Origin of the sequence: Streptomyces sp. NBC_00483, assembly GCF_036013745.1 — a bacterium.
In the GTDB taxonomy this organism is placed as follows: Bacteria; Actinomycetota; Actinomycetes; order Streptomycetales; family Streptomycetaceae; genus Streptomyces.
The window spans coordinates 1,126,654-1,143,384 of the sequence record NZ_CP107880.1; the positions used below are offsets into that span (position 1 = coordinate 1,126,654).

The 16,731-nt window shown below is 69.9% G+C and carries 16 protein-coding genes; 6 read left to right on the top strand and 10 right to left on the bottom strand.

Annotated features, from left to right (window positions below; genetic code table 11):
• Positions 1-123: 123 nt before the first annotated feature.
• From OHA73_RS04840 to OHA73_RS04860, 5 genes are all read right to left on the bottom strand, one after another.
• Positions 124-1,362, bottom strand: coding sequence for a cytochrome P450 (locus OHA73_RS04840; protein WP_267071996.1), 1,239 nt, complete (start codon positions 1,360-1,362; stop codon positions 124-126).
• A gap of 225 nt (positions 1,363-1,587) precedes the next feature.
• Entirely contained in the window at positions 1,588-2,796 is a 1,209-nt protein-coding gene (locus tag OHA73_RS04845; RefSeq protein ID WP_327654302.1) for an NAD(P)/FAD-dependent oxidoreductase, read from the bottom strand.
• Entirely contained in the window at positions 2,793-2,993 is a 201-nt protein-coding gene (locus OHA73_RS04850) for a ferredoxin (RefSeq protein ID WP_267071994.1), read from the bottom strand. Before OHA73_RS04850 ends, OHA73_RS04845 begins: the two co-directional genes overlap by 4 nt.
• 71 nt (positions 2,994-3,064) lie before the next feature.
• A complete protein-coding gene (locus OHA73_RS04855) occupies positions 3,065-3,718 on the bottom strand; it encodes a TetR/AcrR family transcriptional regulator (RefSeq protein WP_327654303.1) in 654 nt (217 codons plus the stop codon).
• Positions 3,719-3,917: 199 nt separating this feature from the next.
• The gene (locus OHA73_RS04860) at positions 3,918-4,712 is read right to left on the bottom strand and encodes an AfsR/SARP family transcriptional regulator (RefSeq protein ID WP_327654304.1); all 795 of its coding nucleotides are present in this window, start codon (positions 4,710-4,712) and stop codon (positions 3,918-3,920) included.
• Between the two features lie 121 nt (positions 4,713-4,833).
• Here OHA73_RS04860 and OHA73_RS04865 point away from each other — a divergent pair, with 121 nt between their 5' ends.
• Positions 4,834-7,050, top strand: coding sequence for an MMPL family transporter (locus OHA73_RS04865; RefSeq protein WP_327654305.1), 2,217 nt, complete (start codon positions 4,834-4,836; stop codon positions 7,048-7,050).
• A gap of 202 nt (positions 7,051-7,252) precedes the next feature.
• On the opposite strand, the gene OHA73_RS04870 is transcribed toward OHA73_RS04865, so the two are convergent.
• The 3 genes from OHA73_RS04870 to OHA73_RS04880 all read right to left on the bottom strand — a co-directional run bounded on the left by OHA73_RS04870 (position 7,253) and on the right by OHA73_RS04880 (position 10,212).
• Complete coding sequence (locus OHA73_RS04870) at positions 7,253-8,743, bottom strand: amidase (protein WP_327654306.1); 1,491 nt, start codon at positions 8,741-8,743, stop codon at positions 7,253-7,255.
• Positions 8,744-8,767: 24 nt separating this feature from the next.
• Positions 8,768-8,968, bottom strand: coding sequence for a hypothetical protein (locus OHA73_RS04875; RefSeq protein ID WP_266717022.1), 201 nt, complete (start codon positions 8,966-8,968; stop codon positions 8,768-8,770).
• Positions 8,969-9,231: 263 nt separating this feature from the next.
• Complete coding sequence (locus OHA73_RS04880; RefSeq protein ID WP_327654307.1) at positions 9,232-10,212, bottom strand: helix-turn-helix domain-containing protein; 981 nt, start codon at positions 10,210-10,212, stop codon at positions 9,232-9,234.
• Positions 10,213-10,436: 224 nt separating this feature from the next.
• Between OHA73_RS04880 and OHA73_RS04885 the strand changes: the two genes are divergently transcribed.
• On the top strand, positions 10,437-11,567 hold the full coding sequence (locus OHA73_RS04885; RefSeq protein WP_327654308.1) for a 5-methyltetrahydropteroyltriglutamate--homocysteine S-methyltransferase: 1,131 nt from the start codon (positions 10,437-10,439) through the stop codon (positions 11,565-11,567).
• A gap of 83 nt (positions 11,568-11,650) precedes the next feature.
• Here OHA73_RS04885 and OHA73_RS04890 read toward each other — a convergent pair whose 3' ends face one another.
• Positions 11,651-12,049: a VOC family protein gene (locus OHA73_RS04890; RefSeq protein WP_267071987.1), complete on the bottom strand. Its 399-nt coding sequence runs from the start codon at positions 12,047-12,049 to the stop codon at positions 11,651-11,653.
• A 97-nt stretch (positions 12,050-12,146) separates the two neighbouring features.
• On the opposite strand from OHA73_RS04890, the gene OHA73_RS04895 reads away from it, so the two are divergent.
• Positions 12,147-13,136 (top strand): helix-turn-helix transcriptional regulator, encoded by a 990-nt coding sequence (locus OHA73_RS04895; RefSeq protein WP_327654309.1) that lies wholly within the window; start codon positions 12,147-12,149, stop codon positions 13,134-13,136.
• Positions 13,137-13,423: 287 nt separating this feature from the next.
• Positions 13,424-14,275, top strand: a complete 852-nt coding sequence (locus tag OHA73_RS04900) for an oxidoreductase (protein ID WP_327658409.1) — start codon at positions 13,424-13,426, stop codon at positions 14,273-14,275.
• Between the two features lie 113 nt (positions 14,276-14,388).
• On the opposite strand, the gene OHA73_RS04905 is transcribed toward OHA73_RS04900, so the two are convergent.
• On the bottom strand, positions 14,389-14,985 hold the full coding sequence (locus OHA73_RS04905) for a TetR/AcrR family transcriptional regulator (protein WP_327654310.1): 597 nt from the start codon (positions 14,983-14,985) through the stop codon (positions 14,389-14,391).
• 368 nt (positions 14,986-15,353) lie between these two features.
• On the opposite strand from OHA73_RS04905, the gene OHA73_RS04910 reads away from it, so the two are divergent.
• Together OHA73_RS04910 and OHA73_RS04915 are read left to right on the top strand one after the other, a co-directional pair.
• A complete protein-coding gene (locus tag OHA73_RS04910; RefSeq protein ID WP_327654311.1) occupies positions 15,354-15,620 on the top strand; it encodes a hypothetical protein in 267 nt (88 codons plus the stop codon).
• Positions 15,621-15,952: 332 nt separating this feature from the next.
• Positions 15,953-16,573, top strand: coding sequence for a DUF4333 domain-containing protein (locus OHA73_RS04915; RefSeq protein ID WP_327654312.1), 621 nt, complete (start codon positions 15,953-15,955; stop codon positions 16,571-16,573).
• Positions 16,574-16,731: the final 158 nt, after the last annotated feature.

Here is a 16,731-nt window from a genome sequence, read left to right on the forward strand (position 1 = left end):
CCAACTCCCGCTCCAGGACCAGGAACAGCGCCTCGCTCAGCTTCGGCCGGGCAGCCACGTTTTCGGGTCGGCGGCCTCCGCCGGCCTGCGCGCCAGCAGTCGGCGGGCGGGCCGCTCGGTCTCTTACCAGGTCACGGGCAGTGCGTGCAGGCCGTAGATGATGGCGTCGTACTTGAAGGGGATCGCGTCGAGGTCGTCGATGGCGCGGAGGGTGGGGATGCGGCGCAGCAGGGTCGGGTAGATGACCTGGAGTTCCATGCGGGCCAGGGGCTGGCCGACGCAGTGATGGGCGCCGGCGCCGAACGCCTGGTGCTGGCGGGCGTTGCGGGTGAGGTCGAGGCGGTCGGGTTCGGGGAAGACCGAGGGGTCGCGGTTGGCGAGTTCGCCGAGGAGGATGACGCCGTCTCCGGCGCGGATGGTGTGCCCGGCGACCTCGATGTCCTCCATGGCGGTACGGCGGCGGCCGAGGTGGACGATGGAGAGGTAGCGCAGGAGTTCCTCGACGGCGGTGCGGATGACGGCGGGGTCGTCCGTGTCGCGGATCAGGGCCAGTTGGTCGGGGTGCTGCAGGAGCAGCAGCGTACCCAGGCTGATCATGTTCGCGGTCGTCTCGTGTCCGCCCAGGAGCAGCAGCACACCCATGGTGGCGGCCTGGCGGCGGGTGATCTCGCCGCTCTCGATCTGCGTGCAGAGGCTGGAGAGGAGGTCGTCGCCGGGTTCGCCGAGCTTACGGCCGACGAGGTCGTCGAGGTACGTGGCGAGGTTGGTGTGGGCCGTCTGGCGTTCCTGGGGAGAGGCGACGGCGGAGACGATGGACTTGCTGTTGGCCTGGAAGAACTCGTGGTCCTCGTAGGGCACTCCGAGCATCTCGGAGATGACCAGGGAGGGGATCGGCAGGGCGAGGGCCTGGACGAGATCGGCGGGCTTGGGGCCCGCCAGCATGGTGTCGATGAAGTCGTCGGTCATCTTCTGCACGCGGGGGCGCATCGCCTCGACGCGCTTGATGGTGAAGGCGCCGCTGACCATGCGGCGCAGCCGGGCGTGTTCGGGGTCGTCCATGCCGACGAAGCTCAGGTCGGTGCTGCCCGCGTGGGCGTGTGTCGGGTCCACGGGGCTGGGGAAGCCCGGCCGGGTGAACTCCACGCTCAGGCGCGGGTCGGACAGCAGGGCCTTCTGTTCGGCGTGCCCGGTCACAGCCCAGGGAGTGCTGTCACCCCAGGAGCGGACCCGGGTGACGGGGCCGTGTTCGGACAGCGCCCGCATGCCGGGAGACGGGGCGAAGGGGCACTTCGAGGAACGCGCCGCAGGGAAGTCGGGGATCTCGGGTGTGCCGGCTTCGGGGGTGGCAGGCGTGGTGGTCATGGTGTCCTCCGGTGGGGGGCCGCCTCCGTCGTGCGAAGGGTGGGAGGCGTGCGCGGATCAGTCGGTGGGTGACGGAAACATGCGAGCGTGCGACGTGGTGGGAGCCGCTGGGGTGGCACCCGGTTCGGGCGGCGGGCTTCGGGGCACGCGCGGTCGGCCTGCCGTTGCGGGCAGCCGGTGACGTGTGTGGGCCGAGGCGTACCTGCCACTCGGTATAGGCCCTCGTCAGCGCGAGGCGGCGGCGGGTTCGACCCGGGGTGCGGGGGCGTACCGGTCGAGGAGGGCCTGGCGGTGTTGGCGGGCCTGTTTGGGCATGTTCCAGCCGAGGACCGCGATGGGGCGCCCCTCGTCGTCGAGGTACTGCGCGACGAACCGGCCCTGTTCCGTGTCACCTTCGACGATGCGCACGGTCGCGGTGGGTGTGGGCAGCCCGTACACCTGGATCTTGACGCCGAGTTGGTCGGTCCAGAAGTAGGGGACGGGACTGTAGGGGCGGTCCTCGCCCAGGATGTTCGCGGCGACCAGCATGGCCTGCTCGGTGGCGTTCGTGCGGTTCTCCAGCCGCAGCGACCGTCCGAGGCCTTCGTGGTGGAAGCGGGCCACGTCTCCCGCCGCGTAGATGCCGTCGGCGGCGCGGCAGCGGGAGTCGCACTCCACGCCGTCCCGCAGCGCCAGTCCGCTGTGGGTCAGCCAGTCGGTGGCGGGGGTGCTGCCGACCGCTGTGACGACGAGATCGGCGGGAAGGGGGTCGCCGTCGACCGGGCGGACACCGGTGACGCGTCCGTCGGCCGTCTCCAGCCCGTCCACCAGGGTGTCCGGGCGCAGCCGCACTCCGTGTTCGGTGTGCAGTGCGGCCAGGCGCTGGGCGATGTCGTGGCCCAACTGCGCCTGCATCGGCGCGGCTTGAGGTCCTGTCATGGTGACGTCGGCGCCCATGAGGCGGGCCGTGGCGGCGATCTCGGCGCCGAGCACGCCGTCGCCGACGACCACGACCCGTTCGGCCTTCAGCAGTTCCTCGCGCAGCCGACCGGCGTCGCCGAGGGTCCGCAGCACATGCACGCCCGTCGCACCCGACAGGCCGGGCAGCCTGCGTGCGTGCAGTCCGGTGGCCAGTACGACGGCCTCCGCCCGCAGCTCCGCTCCGCTCGCGGTACGCACCGTGCGCGTGGCGGCGTCGAGGGCCACCGCGCGCTCACCGAGGGCGAGTTCGGCGTCCAGGGCGTCCAGCACGTCACGGGTGCGGAGCTGCGTGCGCTCGGCCTCCCAGGTGCCGGCGAGTACCTGTTTCGACAGGGGCGGGCGGTCGTACGGCGCGCCTTCTTCCTCGCCGAGCAGCGTGATCCGTCCGCGGTAGCCCTTGCGGCGCAGGCTCTCCGTGACGGCGAGGCCCGCGGCGCTGGCCCCGACGACGAGCACGTCCGAGGGCGTACTCACGCGTCCTCGTGCAGGTGGATGGCGGCGGCAGGGCAGACGCCTGCGGACTCGCGCACTCCCTCGTGGTGCTCTGCTACGGGCGCGGCGTCGAGCAGGATGACGATGCCGTCCTCGTCACGCTGGTCGAACACTTCAGGCGCGATCAATACGCACTGACCGGCGCCGCAGCACTTCTCCTCGTCAACAGTTATCTTCACGCTGTCTCCCTTGTCGAGTCGAGTCGGGTCAGGCCGGACGGCGTTGGTTCGCACCGGCCTGTAACGGTCTTTCAGCGACGGGTGGTAGGCGCGGCGAGGAGCCCCACCAGCGCGTCTTCCAGTGCGTCGGCGATGCGTTCCCAGGACGGGCCGGGCTCGGCCGGGGTTTCGGCGAGGGCGCGTTCGCGCTCCGCGCAGGTATGGGTGATCAAGTGGCGGGCCATCTCCGCGCGTTGGGGGCGGACCTCGGGGGGCACGATGTCGTACAGGCACCGGCCCAGCCCCTGAAGGGTGCGGCGCAGGCTGTCACGGGTGAGGGACTCGTCCGTCACCAGCGTCCGCATCAGCGGGTCGGTCATCACCTGCGCGGCGAACCGTGCGTGCCAGGACGGAAAGCCGAGGGCCGCGTGATATTCGGTCACCGGACGCAACAGGCAGCGGACCCAGTCCCGCAGGTCGTCGCTGTCGCCGGCGGCCTCCACGTAACGTGTGCGGATCACGTCGACCTGATCGCCGTGCCTGGTCATCATGGCCCGTACGAGGGTCGCCTTGCTGCCGAAGTGGTAACTGACGGCCGTGGTGTTGCCCTGGCCGGCCGCCTCGCCGATCTGCCGGTTGGAGACGTTCGACAGCCCGTGCTCGGCGTAGAGGCGCTCGGCCGCGGCCATGATGGCCTCGCGGGTGCCGGCGCCGCGGCCGGTGCGGGGCTGGGTGCTGTTCACCATGTCAGGCTCCTTGATTCCGCGCTCTTGATCACTAGACCTCACACTTCCAGTTAAGTCAACCGACTGACTTAATATCTGGTCCGGCCAGGTGGGCGCGACGGGCCGGAATCGGAGGCAGGGTCACCGGTACCCCTGCGGGATTCGAGTCCTCGTACACGAGGCCTGAGGCCTGAGGCCTGAGGCCTGAGGCCTCAGCGGTTCACCGCACGCCGATCCCCGCCAGCAGATCCTCGTCCTGCCGCAGGATGCGCGCATGCAGCGCGCGCAGCGTCGGGCCCGGGTCCGCGCCCAGGGCTTCGGCGAGGCGGTGCCGGGTCGCCTCGTAGGCGGCGAGGGCTTCGGAGGAACGGCCGGTGCGGTAGAGGGCGTGCATCAGCAGCTCCACCGGACGCTCGCGCAGCGGGTGCGCGGCGATGAGCCGGATCAGCTCGTGGACCTGCTCGAAGGAGCGGCCGTGGGCGATCTCGCCGGCCAGTCGTTCTTCCTGTACGGTCACGCGCTTCTCCGCCCAGCGCTGACGTTCGGCCTCCAGGTAGGGGGCGCGCAGGCTCTCGGCGAAGTCACCGCGCCACAACTCTTCCGCACGCCCGACGAGTTCGGCGGCCGCAGGCAGGTCGCCGGCGTCCCGGGCGGCGATGGCCCGGTCCACCAGGGAGCGTCGCTCGCCCAGATCGTCGATGCCCGCGCCGGTCAGCCGGTATCCGCCGCCCGTCCAGGTCAGGTCGACCGCATCGCCGAGGCAGCGACGCAGCCCGGAGACGTACTTCTGCACCAAGTTCCTTACGTGGCGCGGTGGTTGGCTGCCCCAGACGGCGTCGACCAGAGCGTCGTACGAGATCGAGCGCCCTTCTTGCAGGAGCAGGACGGCCAGGACGGCGCGCTGCTGTGGCGGGCCCAGCGGCACTGCCTGCCCGTCCGCGCCCAACACCCGCACCGGGCCCAGCATTTCGAACCTCAACACCCGCTCGGCCTTCACGTCCGCCCCCTCGCCCATGGGGCGAGCGTAGCCCGCGCGGCGTTCCAGCGGTTGTTCCAGCGGGCGTTCCAGCGCTCGGTCAGCGGCGGCATCGAGCCTGACGGTCACGGAACACCCGCCCTGGGAAAGGCAGTTCACCATGTTCACCGCTCTGGCCCGGCTTGCCGTACACCGAGCCCGCACCGTCCTCGTCGTCTCCCTGCTGGCCTTTCTGGGGCTTGCCGGGTACGGCGCCGGCGGGCTCGCGGAGCTCGATCTGTCGCGGTGGAACTCACCGGGGACCGAGTCCGTCCGGGCCGGGGAGGTGCTGCGCGAGGAGTTCGGCACCGGGAACCCCAACGTCGCCCTGCTGGTCACCGCCCGCGACGGCGACGTCGACAGCGCCGCGACCCGCCGCGCGGCGAACCAGCTGCAGCGCGAGGTCGAGAAGGTCCCGAACGTCACCGACACCACGTCCTACTGGCAGGCGGACAGCACCGCCCTGCGCGACAGCGACGGCCGCCGCGGCCTCCTGCTCGTCCGCCTCGAAGGCAGCGCCACCGACACCCGCGACCAACTGGCGGAGCTGTCCCCGCGGTTGACCCGCACGGCGGGTGCGGCCGTCGACGTCCGCGTCGGCGGCCAGGAGGAGATCTCGCGCCAGGTCGGCGAGCAGGCGCGGACGGACTTCCTGCGCGCCGAACTGTTCGCGCTGCCCGCGATCACCCTGCTCCTGATCCTGCTCTACCGGCGCACGGTGGCGGCCCTCCTCACGGTCGCCGTCGGTCTCCTCGCCGTGGTCGGGACGCTCGCAGGGCTGCGGGCCATCGCGCAGTTCACCGAGGTGTCGACGTTCGCCGCCAACCTCGCGCTCGTGCTCGGCCTCGGACTCGGCGTCGACTACAGCCTGTTCGTCATCAGCCGCTACCGGGAGGAACGGACGGCCGGCCACGCACAACAGGAGGCGGTGGCCCGGGCGACGGTGGCGGCGGGCCGTACCGTCCTGTTCAGCGGCGTCACGGTGGCCGCTTCGCTCAGCGCCCTGCTCGTCTTCCCGTTCTTCTTCCTGCACTCCTTCGCCTACGCGGGCGCGCTGGTCGTGCTGACGGCGCTGGCAGGGGCCGTGATCCTGCTGCCGGCCGCGCTCTCCCGCTGGGGCGACAAGGTCGAACGCCGGTCCCCCGTACGCCACTCCGGCCTGTGGCACCGCACCGCGCTCGGCGCGATGCGCCGACCGGTGCTGTCCGGCATCGGAGTCCTGGCGATCCTGCTCCTGGCCGGCGCGCCCCTGCTCGGCCTGCGCTTCGGCCTCCCCGACGAGCGCACCCTCCCGGAGGGCGCCTCCTCGCGCACCACGTCCGAGATCATCCACCGCACGTTCCCGGCCGAGCCCACCGACACCGTCCACCTCGTCCTGTGGGGCGACGTACCCGAGCCCGAAGCCGTCGCCTCGTACGCCGCCGAACTGTCCCGCATCCCGGGCACGTTCCAGGTGGACGCCCCCACCGGCGCCTATCGCGAGGGTCAGCGCACCGGCGCACCCGGCCAGTCCGGCCTGACCTCTCCCGACGGCCGCGTACGTATCGCGCTGATCCCCACCCAACAGGCCATGTACGGCAACGTCCCGTCCTTCGTCGACCGCATCCGGACCACCGAGTCACCCACCACGTCCGTCCTCGTCGGCGGCTACCCGGCCGAGACCACCGACTTCCGCGCCACCCTCCTGGACCGACTGCCGCTCGCCGCCGGAATCGTCCTCGGAGCGACGTACCTCCTGCTGTTCGCGATGACCGGGAGCATCCTGCTGCCGCTGAAGGCGACGATCCTCAACCTCCTCAGCCTGTCCGTCATGTTCGGCTGCCTGGTGTGGGTCTTCCAGGACGGACACCTCTCCGGCCTGCTCGGCTTCACCGCGACCGGCTCGATCGAACCGAGCATCCCGGTCCTGATGTTCTGTGTGGCCTACGGCCTGTCGATGGACTACGAGGTGTTCCTGCTCGCCCGCATCAAGGAGGAGTACGACCGCACGGGCAGCACCCGCCCGGCCGTCGCGGAGGGCATCCGTAGGACCGCCCCACTGATCACCGCAGCCGCCGGCATCCTCGCCCTGTCCTTCCTCTCGTACGCGTCGGGCGGCGTGCTCTTCCTCAAGGAGCTCGGCATCGGCACCGCCCTGACGATCCTGGTCGACGCCACCCTGATCCGCGTCGTCCTTCTCCCGGTCACCATGCGCCTGGCCGGCCGCGCCAACTGGTGGGCCCCGGGCCCGCTGCGCCGCCTGCACGACCGCATGCGGAAGTCCTCCGCCCTGTCACCGGGGAACGAGCCGGAGGACTTCACGCCACCGTCGTCCCGTGAGCTCAGCACGAGGCGATGACCTCTTCGATGCCGCGCGGTGAGTACGCCGTGCCGGTGCTCGGGAGGTGTTCGAGTTCTTCAACGACCTTTCCTGGGACGGCGACATGGACGGCAACCGGCCCCGGGACAGCCACATGGCGACCGGCACCGCCTCCCACCCGTGGAACGGCACGGTCAACAAGGCCTCCGTCTCCCCTCGCGCATCAGTAGGTCGGCGCGGTTCAGCGCTGCGCGCCGACCGTCCAGTTCGGCTGCGTGGCTATGGAGTTGAGTGGATCGGGGGCGTGAAGGTGCCAGTCCGTCCGACCCTGGAACGCGTCACCGGCGCGCAGCACGAGTTGTTCGTCGAAGCAGCGCCCCGCGATCTGCAGCCCCAGGGGCATGCCGTCGTCCGTGAAGCCGAAGGGGACGCTCATCACCGGGTTTCCGGTGGTGTCCCAGTAGCCCGTGTACAAGGGCCCGATGCCGCCGGGCTGGAAGAATCCGTCCTTGACGCGTTCCAGGGAAGCGGCACCGCCTCCGGAGGTGGGGGTGAGGATGAGGTCGACGTTCTCGAAGGTCCGCTGGATCGCCTTCTGGCCGACGCGGCGGGCCCGTTGGGCCTGGAGGTAGTCGGCGGAGCTGTAGTAGAGGGCGGCGCCGATGGTCTGCCGTGTGGCGGCTCCGTAGTCGAGCCACCGGGTACGCAGGTCCGGCAGGTGGTAGCTGAAGGCCTCGGAGAACATGATGACTTCGTCGGCCGTGGTCATCTCGGCGTAGTGGGGCAGTTCGATGTCGACGACCTGGGCGCCGAGTCCGGCGAGGACTTCGAGGGCGGAGTCGAAGGCCCGGTTCACGGCCGGGTCGTACTCCGGGTTGACACGCTCCAGGCGGTCGACGCCGATGCGCACTCCGGTCAGATCCCCTGTGAGGGCGCCCATGTAGTCGGCGCTCGGCGCCGCGGCGAGGGTGGGGTCCGAGGGGTGGGGCCCGGCCAGTACGTCGAGCAGGGCGGCGCAGTCGCGAGCCGAACGTGCCATGGGGCCGATGTGGTCCAGGGTGTAACCGAGCGGCACCGTACCGGACTTGGGGACCAGGCCGTACGTGGGCATGAGGCCGGTGATGCCGCAGTACGCCGCGGGTATCCGGATGGAGCCGCCGGTGTCGGTGCCGAGGGCGCCGTGGACGGCGCCGAGCGAGACCGACGACCCGGAACCGGAGCTCGATCCGCCGGCCCAGCGCTCAAGGTCCCAGGAGCAGCGCGGAATCGGGAAGGGCTTGGCGGGGTCCGGCATGCCGATGGCGAATTCCATCGTGGTGAGCTTGCCCATGACGATGCCACCCGCGGCCCTCAGCCGTTCGACGACCACGGCGTCGCCGGACATCGCCGTGCGGTCGTGGACGAGCGACTGCGCGGTGGTCTCGCCTTCGCGAGTGCTGATGATGTCCTTGATGCCCAGCGGTACTCCGTGCAGGGGGCCGACCGGTTCGCCGGCCGCCAGGGCGGCGTCGGCGGCCCGAGCGGCTTCGAGCGCCTGCTCGTCATAGCGGGCGAGATAGATGCCGACCGCCTTGTCGTACTTCTCGGCGGCTTCGATCGCGTCGGTGACGACCTGGACGCTGCTTGTCGCCCCGGTCCTGATCGCCTCGGCGACGTCCGTGAGGGTCTTGACTCCCGTGGTACTGCTGACACCCGTGGTGCTGCTGACAGGGATACGGTCCACTGTGGTCATGTCGGTACGCGTCCTCCGGTCGGATCAGGTCAGGGCGTTGAAGGTCACGGCCGGCTCCTCGTAGCGGACGCCGTTCAGTCGGTAGAGGGCCGCGAGCGCAGCCCTGCACGGGGCGTAGTTCGCCACGAAGAAGTCGACCTCCTCGTGAGGGACGGTCAGGCCGTGCTGGGCGATGGCGGCTTCGACGAACTCGCGGTCGTGGGGCGTGGGCGTGGGCTGGGGCATGACTCTCCTCGCGTAGGGGCCTACCGGGAACGGAGGACCCACAAGGCCCACAGGACCTTTGGGCGACAACAGCTTTCGTAGGTGGGGTTACGCGTCGTGGTTGCCTCTGGGGCTCCGGGGTTTCCGTTTCTCCGAACGGGTGCCGACATGGTCCGACCGCGTGCCAGGGCGCGTCGAGGTCCGGGTCCCGTTTCGCTGCGGGGCGGGGTGGGGCTACAAGTGCCGGGCACCCGGGGGCCGTTGGGACAGGACAGCAGGGTGTGTCACGTCCGCGCCACACGCGTCCGGCGAGGCGCGCCCCCGCGCGCGTATCGCCGGGGCGAGACTCCGAACTGCTCCTGAAAGCGCGCGTGGAAGGTGGACGTGGACCGGAACCCGCAGGCGTGCGCGATGTGTTCGACCGTGAGCCGTGCCCCCTGGAAGCGCAGCGCCCGCTCGGCGCGCCCCAGTCGGCAACGCAGGATCTCCGCGGCCACCGTGGCTCCGTGCTCGGCGAAGGCCCGGAAGACGGTTCGGCGCGAGACATGGAGCATGGCGGCCAGGGCGTCGGGGCCGAAGCCCGGATCGTGGCTGGAGGTCTCGATCAGGGACATGGCCTCGGCATACAGACGCTTCGACGCGCTCAGTGCCCGAGCCAGGTCGGGGCTGGTTCCCATGAGCATCTCGGTGGCCTCCAGCAGGCTCGGCAGGAGGCTGGACAGCGGTCCCGGCCCCTGCCGGGAGACCAAGGACCACAGGCCTTGGACGAAGGCCAGCCACGGAGCCCCGAGCCCGTGCGAGTCGACGCGCAGAGCATGAGTCATCAACTCGTCCACCCGCGTCCCGCGGCGGCGCATCTCTGCCGTGGGCACCGACAGAACCAGTTGCCGGAAGCCCCCGGGACAGTGAAAGCGGAACGGCGCGCCAAGATTGACGAGGCATGCCTCACCGCTGCGCAGAACCGTCTGCTCGCCGTTCTGCTCGGCCACGGCGCCGCCGTCGAGCATGAAGACAATGTCGATGCGCTCCGTGGCATCCCGCGCCACATCCTTCGAACTGCGGTGGGAGGCAAGCGACTTGGCGTCGATGCTGAGCATGTGGAGGTCCCTCTCCCCCACCGCCCGCAGCTCTCCTGCGAAGTCACCGCCCATCGCGCGGAAGGACATTCCAGCGTGTTCGCGTTCCATGACTTCCGTCCACTGACGAAGGTCCGCCGACTTGTTGCGCCGTATCGCGTCTCCCTTACAGGGAACGCGTTGACTCATCACGGACACCGGACTCCTTCCAGCAGGAACAGCCAGCAAGGAACGTAGAGACGTCCTGTTTCGTACGGGTAACGGGATGCGGACGCACTGTCGTGCGGGCAGCCCGGAGCCCGTCGCCGTACGCCCCGTGCGGCGGGAATTCCCGCGGACTCTGGCCAGGTGGTTGAGAGACGGATCATTCCGGGTGAGGCTGTGGGCTGTAGTCGATGAAGGGATGACCCGCCATGGCCGCCACCGCCAAGCCCCCGTTCCGCGCCGACCACGTCGGCAGCCTGCTGCGCCCGCCCGCGCTCCTGCAAGCACGGGCGGAACACGCCGCAGGGAAGATCGACGACGCCGCGCTCGCCGCCGCCGAGGACACGGCGGTCCGTGAGGTCGTCGCGCTGCAGAAGGAGGCCGGACTGCGCAGCGCGACCGACGGCGAGTTCCGCCGCGCCTCCTGGCACATGGACTTCATCTACTCCCTCGGCGGCATCAGCCGCGTAGAGGACGAGTCGCTGCATGTCCGCTTCCACAACGAGGACGGCGACATCGAGTTCGCGCCGCCCTCCACGCGCATCGACGGCAAGGTGCGTCTCGAGCGCACGATCTTCGCCGACGCCTTCTCCTTCCTCCGTGACACCGTCACCGACGGCATCACCCCGAAGCTGACCATCCCCTCGCCGAGCATGGTCCACTACCGCGGCGGCCGCGCCGCGATCGACGCGTCCGTCTACCCCGACCTCGACGCCTTCTGGTCGGACCTGACCGACGCGTACGCGGCCCAGATCCGCGGCGTGCACGAACTCGGCTGCCGCTACCTCCAGTTGGACGACACCTCGCTCGCCTATCTCAACGACCCCGAGCAGCGCTCGTACGTCTCCTCCATCGGCGGCGACGCCGAGCACCAGCACGAGACGTACATCGCCAACATCAACAAGGCCCTGGCCGGCCGCCCCGACGATCTGCGCGTCACCACCCACATGTGCCGCGGCAACTTCGCCTCCTCCTGGGCCGCTTCGGGCAGCTACGACTTCGTCGCCGAGGCGGTCTTCGGCGGCCTCGACGTCGACGGCTTCTTCCTGGAGTACGACGACGAGCGCTCGGGCGGGTTCGCCCCGCTGCGCTACGTCCCCAAGGACAAGCACGTCGTCCTCGGCCTCGTCACCACCAAGCGGCCTCAGCTGGAGGACAAGGACGCCCTCAAGCGGCGCATCGAGGAGGCCTCGCGCTACATCGACATCGACCAGCTGTGCCTGTCCCCGCAGTGCGGCTTCTCCTCCACCGTCGAGGGCAACAAGCTCACCATTGACGACCAGTTGGCCAAGCTCCGGCTCATCGTGGAGACCGCGGAGGAGGTGTGGGGCGGAGTGTGAACCAGACTCGACAGGGGGAAGCAGTCACGCCAACTCCGCACGCCAACTCCGAAGTCCTGTAACTCCGTTACGGGGCCATGACGTCAGCGTGCGAACTTTTCGATGGCCGCTGGGGTGACGGGGGTGAAGAAGTTCACGAGGTTGCCGTCGGGGTCGCGGAACAGCAGCGACCGGTTGCCCCAGGGCATCGTGGTGGGCCCGCCCACGAACTCGGTGACGAGGCCGGTCAGGTTCTGGTGAACGCGGTCCACGTCGTCGACGAGGAACTCGGTGATCACGCTGTGGTTGTCCGCCGGGCGGGCGGAGCCCGGGGCGAACAGCGGGACGGTGCGGGTGCCGGCGATCGCGAGGGTGGCGCCCGCGGTGTCGAGTTCGGCGAAGTCCTCGGTGGCCCACGTCGCCCGCACCCCCGTGGCTCGCTCGTAGAACTCGACGAGGCGCGCCACGTCGCTGGTGATGATGCGGATCGAGACGAACTTCATGGGGGGGCTCCTTGGCTGTGCTGGTGGTGGCGTGCACTGCGCAGGTTAGGAGCAATAGAGGACAGAATCGGTCCGGTATTCACGTTAAGTTGTGTGCATGTCCCGACCCACTGCCCGCGTGCTGACCCTCCTGGAGCTGCTGCAGTCGGGCGGCACCCGGACGGTGGCCGAACTCGCCGAGCGGCTCGGCGTCGAAGGGCGCACCGTGCGGCGGTACGTGGACCAACTGATCGACCTGGACGTGCCCGTGGAATCGGTGCGCGGCCGCTACGGCGGGTACCGGCTCGCCCCCGGGTACCGGCTGCCTCCGCTCATGCTCAGCGACGACGAGGCGCTGGCCGTGCTGCTCGGTCTGGTCGCCGGCCGCAGAACGGGGCTGACGACGACACAGCTCACGGCAAGCGAGACGGCATCGGCGAAGATCCGCAGGGTGCTGCCCAAGCACACCGCACGCCGGCTCGACACACTCCTGGAATCCCTCGCCTTCACGGAACAACCCGGAGAGTTCGACACCCCGGACGCCGATGTCCTGCTCACCCTCGCCGATGCGGTGCGCCACCGCCGGCCGGTCTCGATCCGCTACACCGACCGCGACGCACGGCCCAGCGAACGCACGCTGCACGCGTACGGGATCGTCGCCCACTCGGGCCGGTGGTACGTCACGGGCAAGGACGCCCGGATCAGCGAGGACCGGACCTTCCGGCTCGATCGCATCGCGGACGCTCGGACCCTGCCCGGCTCGTTCGAAGCGCCCGTTGGTCCCGGTCCGGCACAGCGCCTGCTGTCGGCGTTCGCCACGGCCGAGTACCGGCATGAGGTGACCTTGCGGATCCACGGGACAGTCGAGCAGATCCGCACCCACCTGCCCGCCACCGTCGCGAGCCTGGAAGAGCACGAGCCCGCGGCGGACCAGGAGCGGGCGACCGAGCGCTGGCTGCGCGTCGAACTGCGGGCGGAGCGGCTCGACTGGCTGCCTCCCGTACTCGCCGCACTCGACCGGCCGTTCGTCATTGAACGCCCCGATGAACTGCGCGACCTCGTCACCGCGTTTGCCGATCGCCTTGCGTCCTACGCCCGCCGAGCCTGACCGCGAGGAACCGATGTCATGAGACCGATGTCATGAGATGGCACACCCCTGGCCTTCAGGGGATGCCGGCCCTCGCCTCAAGCGCGAACGCTACGTACTGGACGTACTGGCGACAGGGGGTGGCGCGGTCGGCCCAGAGCTCCGCCCTGCTCGGGCGCCGCCACTCCGACCTGCGCACGTTCGGCCATAATCTTCGCTACGAAGATAAAAGTCGACGTCGTGTAGATTACGGATTGCGGGTCGGCGCGCTGCCCGACCGCGCTCCCCGAGAGAGCAAGGTGAGTGCAATGAAGACATTCCTGATCACCGGCGTGAGCAGCGGCCTGGGACGGGCCTTCGCGCAGGGCGCCCTTGATGCAGGCCACACTGTGGTCGGCACCGTCCGCAAGGAGGCCGATCTGGCGGCGTTCGAGGAGCTCGCGCCGGGTCGGGCGCACGCCCGGCAGCTGGACGTGACCGACGATGCCGCGGTGTTCGCGACGGTCGAAGAAGTCGAGTCGTCCGTCGGCCCGGTCGACGTGGTCATCGCCAACGCCGGCTATGGCCTGGAGGGCGTCTTCGAGGAGACGTCGCTGTCCGACGTGCGGGCCCAGTTCGAGACCAACGTGTTCGGTGCCGCTGCCACCCTCCAGGCGGTGCTGCCGTACATGCGTCGCCGCCGCTCCGGTCACCTCATGGCGGTCACCTCGATGGGCGGCCTGATGGCTGTGCCGGGCATGTCGGCCTACTGCGGAAGCAAGTTCGCCCTGGAAGGCATGCTGGAGGCAATCGGTAAGGAGGTCGCGCCTTTCGGGATACACGTGACGGCCATCGAGCCGGGTTCCTTCCGTACCGACTGGGCCGGGCGCTCGATGACCCGCTCCGAGCGATCCATCGACGACTACGACGCGTTGTTCGCCCCGATCCGCGAAGCCCGCGTCAAGGCGAGCGGCAACCAGCTCGGCAACCCGGAGAAGGCCGCCGCCGCGGTACTACAGATCCTGGATGCGCCGAAGCCGCCGGCCCACCTGGTTCTCGGTTCGGACGCCTTGCGCCTGGTCGCCGCCGGTCGGCAGGCGGTGGACGAGGACATTCGCACCTGGGAGTCCCTCTCCCGCACCACCGACTTTCCCGACGGCCAGCAGATCGCGGCCAATTGACCACAGCCCTCCTTCGACGAACTCCAGCGGGCGGGCGCCGCCTGCCGGGGAATCCGGCTGCGCACCGCCCACCGCGACCGACCCGGACCCCAATCCGTTCGTGCAGGTGCCATTCAGCCGGTCATGACGCGACGCCAGATACCGACAGTGGTCGCTGTCGCCCGGGCCAGGTCGGGCTCGGGCGAGCAGGCAGCACGGTAGAAGGTGCGCTCCGTCATCCAGCACAGCGCATACGCCAGGGCGGCCGCATCCTCGGCGCCGTCGCCCTCTGGGACGCCTGCGCGCTTCAGGACCTCGGTCATGGTGCGCGCGAAGGCTTCGACGGTGTCGTTCCAGGCAGCGGCGATTACGGGGTGCAGCGCCGAGTAGTCGACGGCCGCACGCATGACGGTGCCGTGTTCGCGCCAGACCTGCTCGACTCCGCGCACCGCCCGCTCCATGGCATCGGCCGGTGCGGCGGCCTCGTCCTGGGCGGTGCCGTCGGCCGCGGCCCGGACGGCGCGCATGGTGCGCTCCACGAGCGCCGCGAGGACTTCATGCTTGTTGCCGAAGTAGAAGTACAGGGAGCCGCGCGAGATGCCGGCGCCCTTGGCGATCGCCTCGACGGTCAGGTCCTCGAGGCTTGTGTGCTCAAGCAGCGCCTCGGCTGTGTCCAGAAGGGCCTGTTCACGCAGGTCGCCTTTCCGGGGCGTGTCCTTGCGCCTTCCCACGGTCTTCTCCCCTGATCTGCTCTCTGCGAGCCGGCATGTCCGCCACTGTCGACGCAGAACGGCCGACCGTCACCGCGCAGATGCTTCCGGCCGTGGAATCTACACTACGTCGACTTTTCCCTCGGTGCCGCAGGAGAGGGTCACCCCGGCGCCCCCACAACGGGACATTGGGCGGGGCCCAAACAGGCGTCAGCCCTCGGGGATTCGGTGTTGCCTGCGCAGGGCGGCCCAGTGGCGCAGGCGTTCGCTGATCTGGGCTTCGTAGCCGTTGCGGGTGGGCTGGTAGTACGTCTCGCGGTCCATGTCGTCGGGGACACGTTTGCCGAGTCTGACGAGGCGACCCCGGACACGCCTGCGACGATCTTCGGATGCCGCTGTCGGACATTGCCTCGCTCGTCCGAAATCCGATCACGACGCCCGCTGCTGTGCTGCGAACCCGCGTGACCAAAGATGCGGAAGTGCCGGCGCTACGGCACGAGGACGCAGCGCTGCGCCGGCACCGTCAACTCGCCGCCCGGACATGGACGTTCGTGGATCGGCAGCCCCTCTGTCGAGTGATGCCCAAGACGAGGAACACCGGCCGGGTCACAGGCACCAAGTGCAGCCTGCCGCCCGCCGAAGCGGCATCACATTGATGCCGGACCAGGAGAGTCAAGCCCCGCTCGAGTCAGTGAACGACGCCCCGGCCAGACCGAATTCGCACCGCCGCGTGCGCAACGGCACCACCGCCTCGTCCATGCAAGGGCAGGGAAACAGGTATACAGGTCGAGTTCCCCGGCGACACCGGGCCTGGATCGCGTCACCTGTTTCGCCGGCCCGAATGGCCAACGGAGCGTGGCAGATCCCAGTGAGCGACGTCACGGCCATCGGGAAGACAACGTGGCCAAAGATTGTGGCTGGAACCAGGGGGCTGCTTTGCGCGCCCCGGAGCCTGACCTGACCAGCTTTTGACGCAAGAGGAGCCCCCATGCAGCAGTCGGCCAAGCGACGGATCGCCGTGCGAGCAGTTGGAGCGCTGTTGGCGGTGGCGTTCGCGGCGAGTTGTTCGGCGAGCGTGGGATCGAAGAACGTGAGCAAGGACGAGGTCGCGAAGCAGGCCTCAACGGCCCTGGGCAAGCAGATCGGCCGGGAGCCCGACGACATCACCTGCCAGGACAGCCTCAAAGCCGAAGTGGGCGCGACCGTACGCTGCAAGCTCACCGACGGCGGCGAGAAGCTGGGCATGACGGTCACCGCGAAGTCGGTCGACGGCGACAAGGTCAACATGGACTTCAAGGTCGACGACGCTCCGGGCGCCGACGACTCCGCGGATCCTGAGCCCACCGACGCGGCGAGCACCGGCACTGGCGGCGGGTCGGTGAGGAGGGCGGAGGTGGCCCGTCAGGGCAAGGCCGCCCTGACGGCGCAGGTCGGCAAGGAGCCCGACGCCTTCTCCTGCCCCGAGGACCTCCCGGCCAAGGTGGGTGCCGTCGTCCGCTGCCAGTTGGTGTCGGAGGGCAAGCAGTACGGGGTGACGGTCACCGCGAAGTCGGTCGTCAACGGCCGGGTCAGCATGGGCTTCAAGGTCGACGACGCCGCGGTCGGCTGACCCCGGCCACCATGCCGGCGCCGTACTGAGCCGCCAGAACACGAGGGCGTGCTGTGCGTGGGGGGCAGGGGGAAGACCTCGCGTGGAGGGCCTCCCCCGCTCCCGGCTCAGAGGGTGGGGGGGACCAGCCATGGCCTGTCTCCTCGAGCTCGGCGCCC

Excerpts from the sequence above, each read along its gene's own strand:
- OHA73_RS04840 (WP_267071996.1), bottom strand. The coding sequence starts at position 1,362 with ATGACCACCACGCCTGCCACCCCCGAAGCCGGCACACCCGAGATCCCC.
- OHA73_RS04855 (WP_327654303.1), bottom strand. The coding sequence starts at position 3,718 with ATGGTGAACAGCACCCAGCCCCGCACCGGCCGCGGCGCCGGCACCCGC.
- OHA73_RS04860 (WP_327654304.1), bottom strand. The coding sequence starts at position 4,712 with ATGGGCGAGGGGGCGGACGTGAAGGCCGAGCGGGTGTTGAGGTTCGAA.
- OHA73_RS04865 (WP_327654305.1), top strand. The coding sequence starts at position 4,834 with ATGTTCACCGCTCTGGCCCGGCTTGCCGTACACCGAGCCCGCACCGTC.
- OHA73_RS04870 (WP_327654306.1), bottom strand. The coding sequence starts at position 8,743 with ATGACCACAGTGGACCGTATCCCTGTCAGCAGCACCACGGGTGTCAGC.
- OHA73_RS04875 (WP_266717022.1), bottom strand. The coding sequence starts at position 8,968 with ATGCCCCAGCCCACGCCCACGCCCCACGACCGCGAGTTCGTCGAAGCC.
- OHA73_RS04880 (WP_327654307.1), bottom strand. The coding sequence starts at position 10,212 with ATGAGTCAACGCGTTCCCTGTAAGGGAGACGCGATACGGCGCAACAAG.
- OHA73_RS04885 (WP_327654308.1), top strand. The coding sequence starts at position 10,437 with ATGGCCGCCACCGCCAAGCCCCCGTTCCGCGCCGACCACGTCGGCAGC.
- OHA73_RS04890 (WP_267071987.1), bottom strand. The coding sequence starts at position 12,049 with ATGAAGTTCGTCTCGATCCGCATCATCACCAGCGACGTGGCGCGCCTC.
- OHA73_RS04895 (WP_327654309.1), top strand. The coding sequence starts at position 12,147 with ATGTCCCGACCCACTGCCCGCGTGCTGACCCTCCTGGAGCTGCTGCAG.
- OHA73_RS04900 (WP_327658409.1), top strand. The coding sequence starts at position 13,424 with ATGAAGACATTCCTGATCACCGGCGTGAGCAGCGGCCTGGGACGGGCC.
- OHA73_RS04910 (WP_327654311.1), top strand. The coding sequence starts at position 15,354 with ATGCCGCTGTCGGACATTGCCTCGCTCGTCCGAAATCCGATCACGACG.
- OHA73_RS04915 (WP_327654312.1), top strand. The coding sequence starts at position 15,953 with ATGCAGCAGTCGGCCAAGCGACGGATCGCCGTGCGAGCAGTTGGAGCG.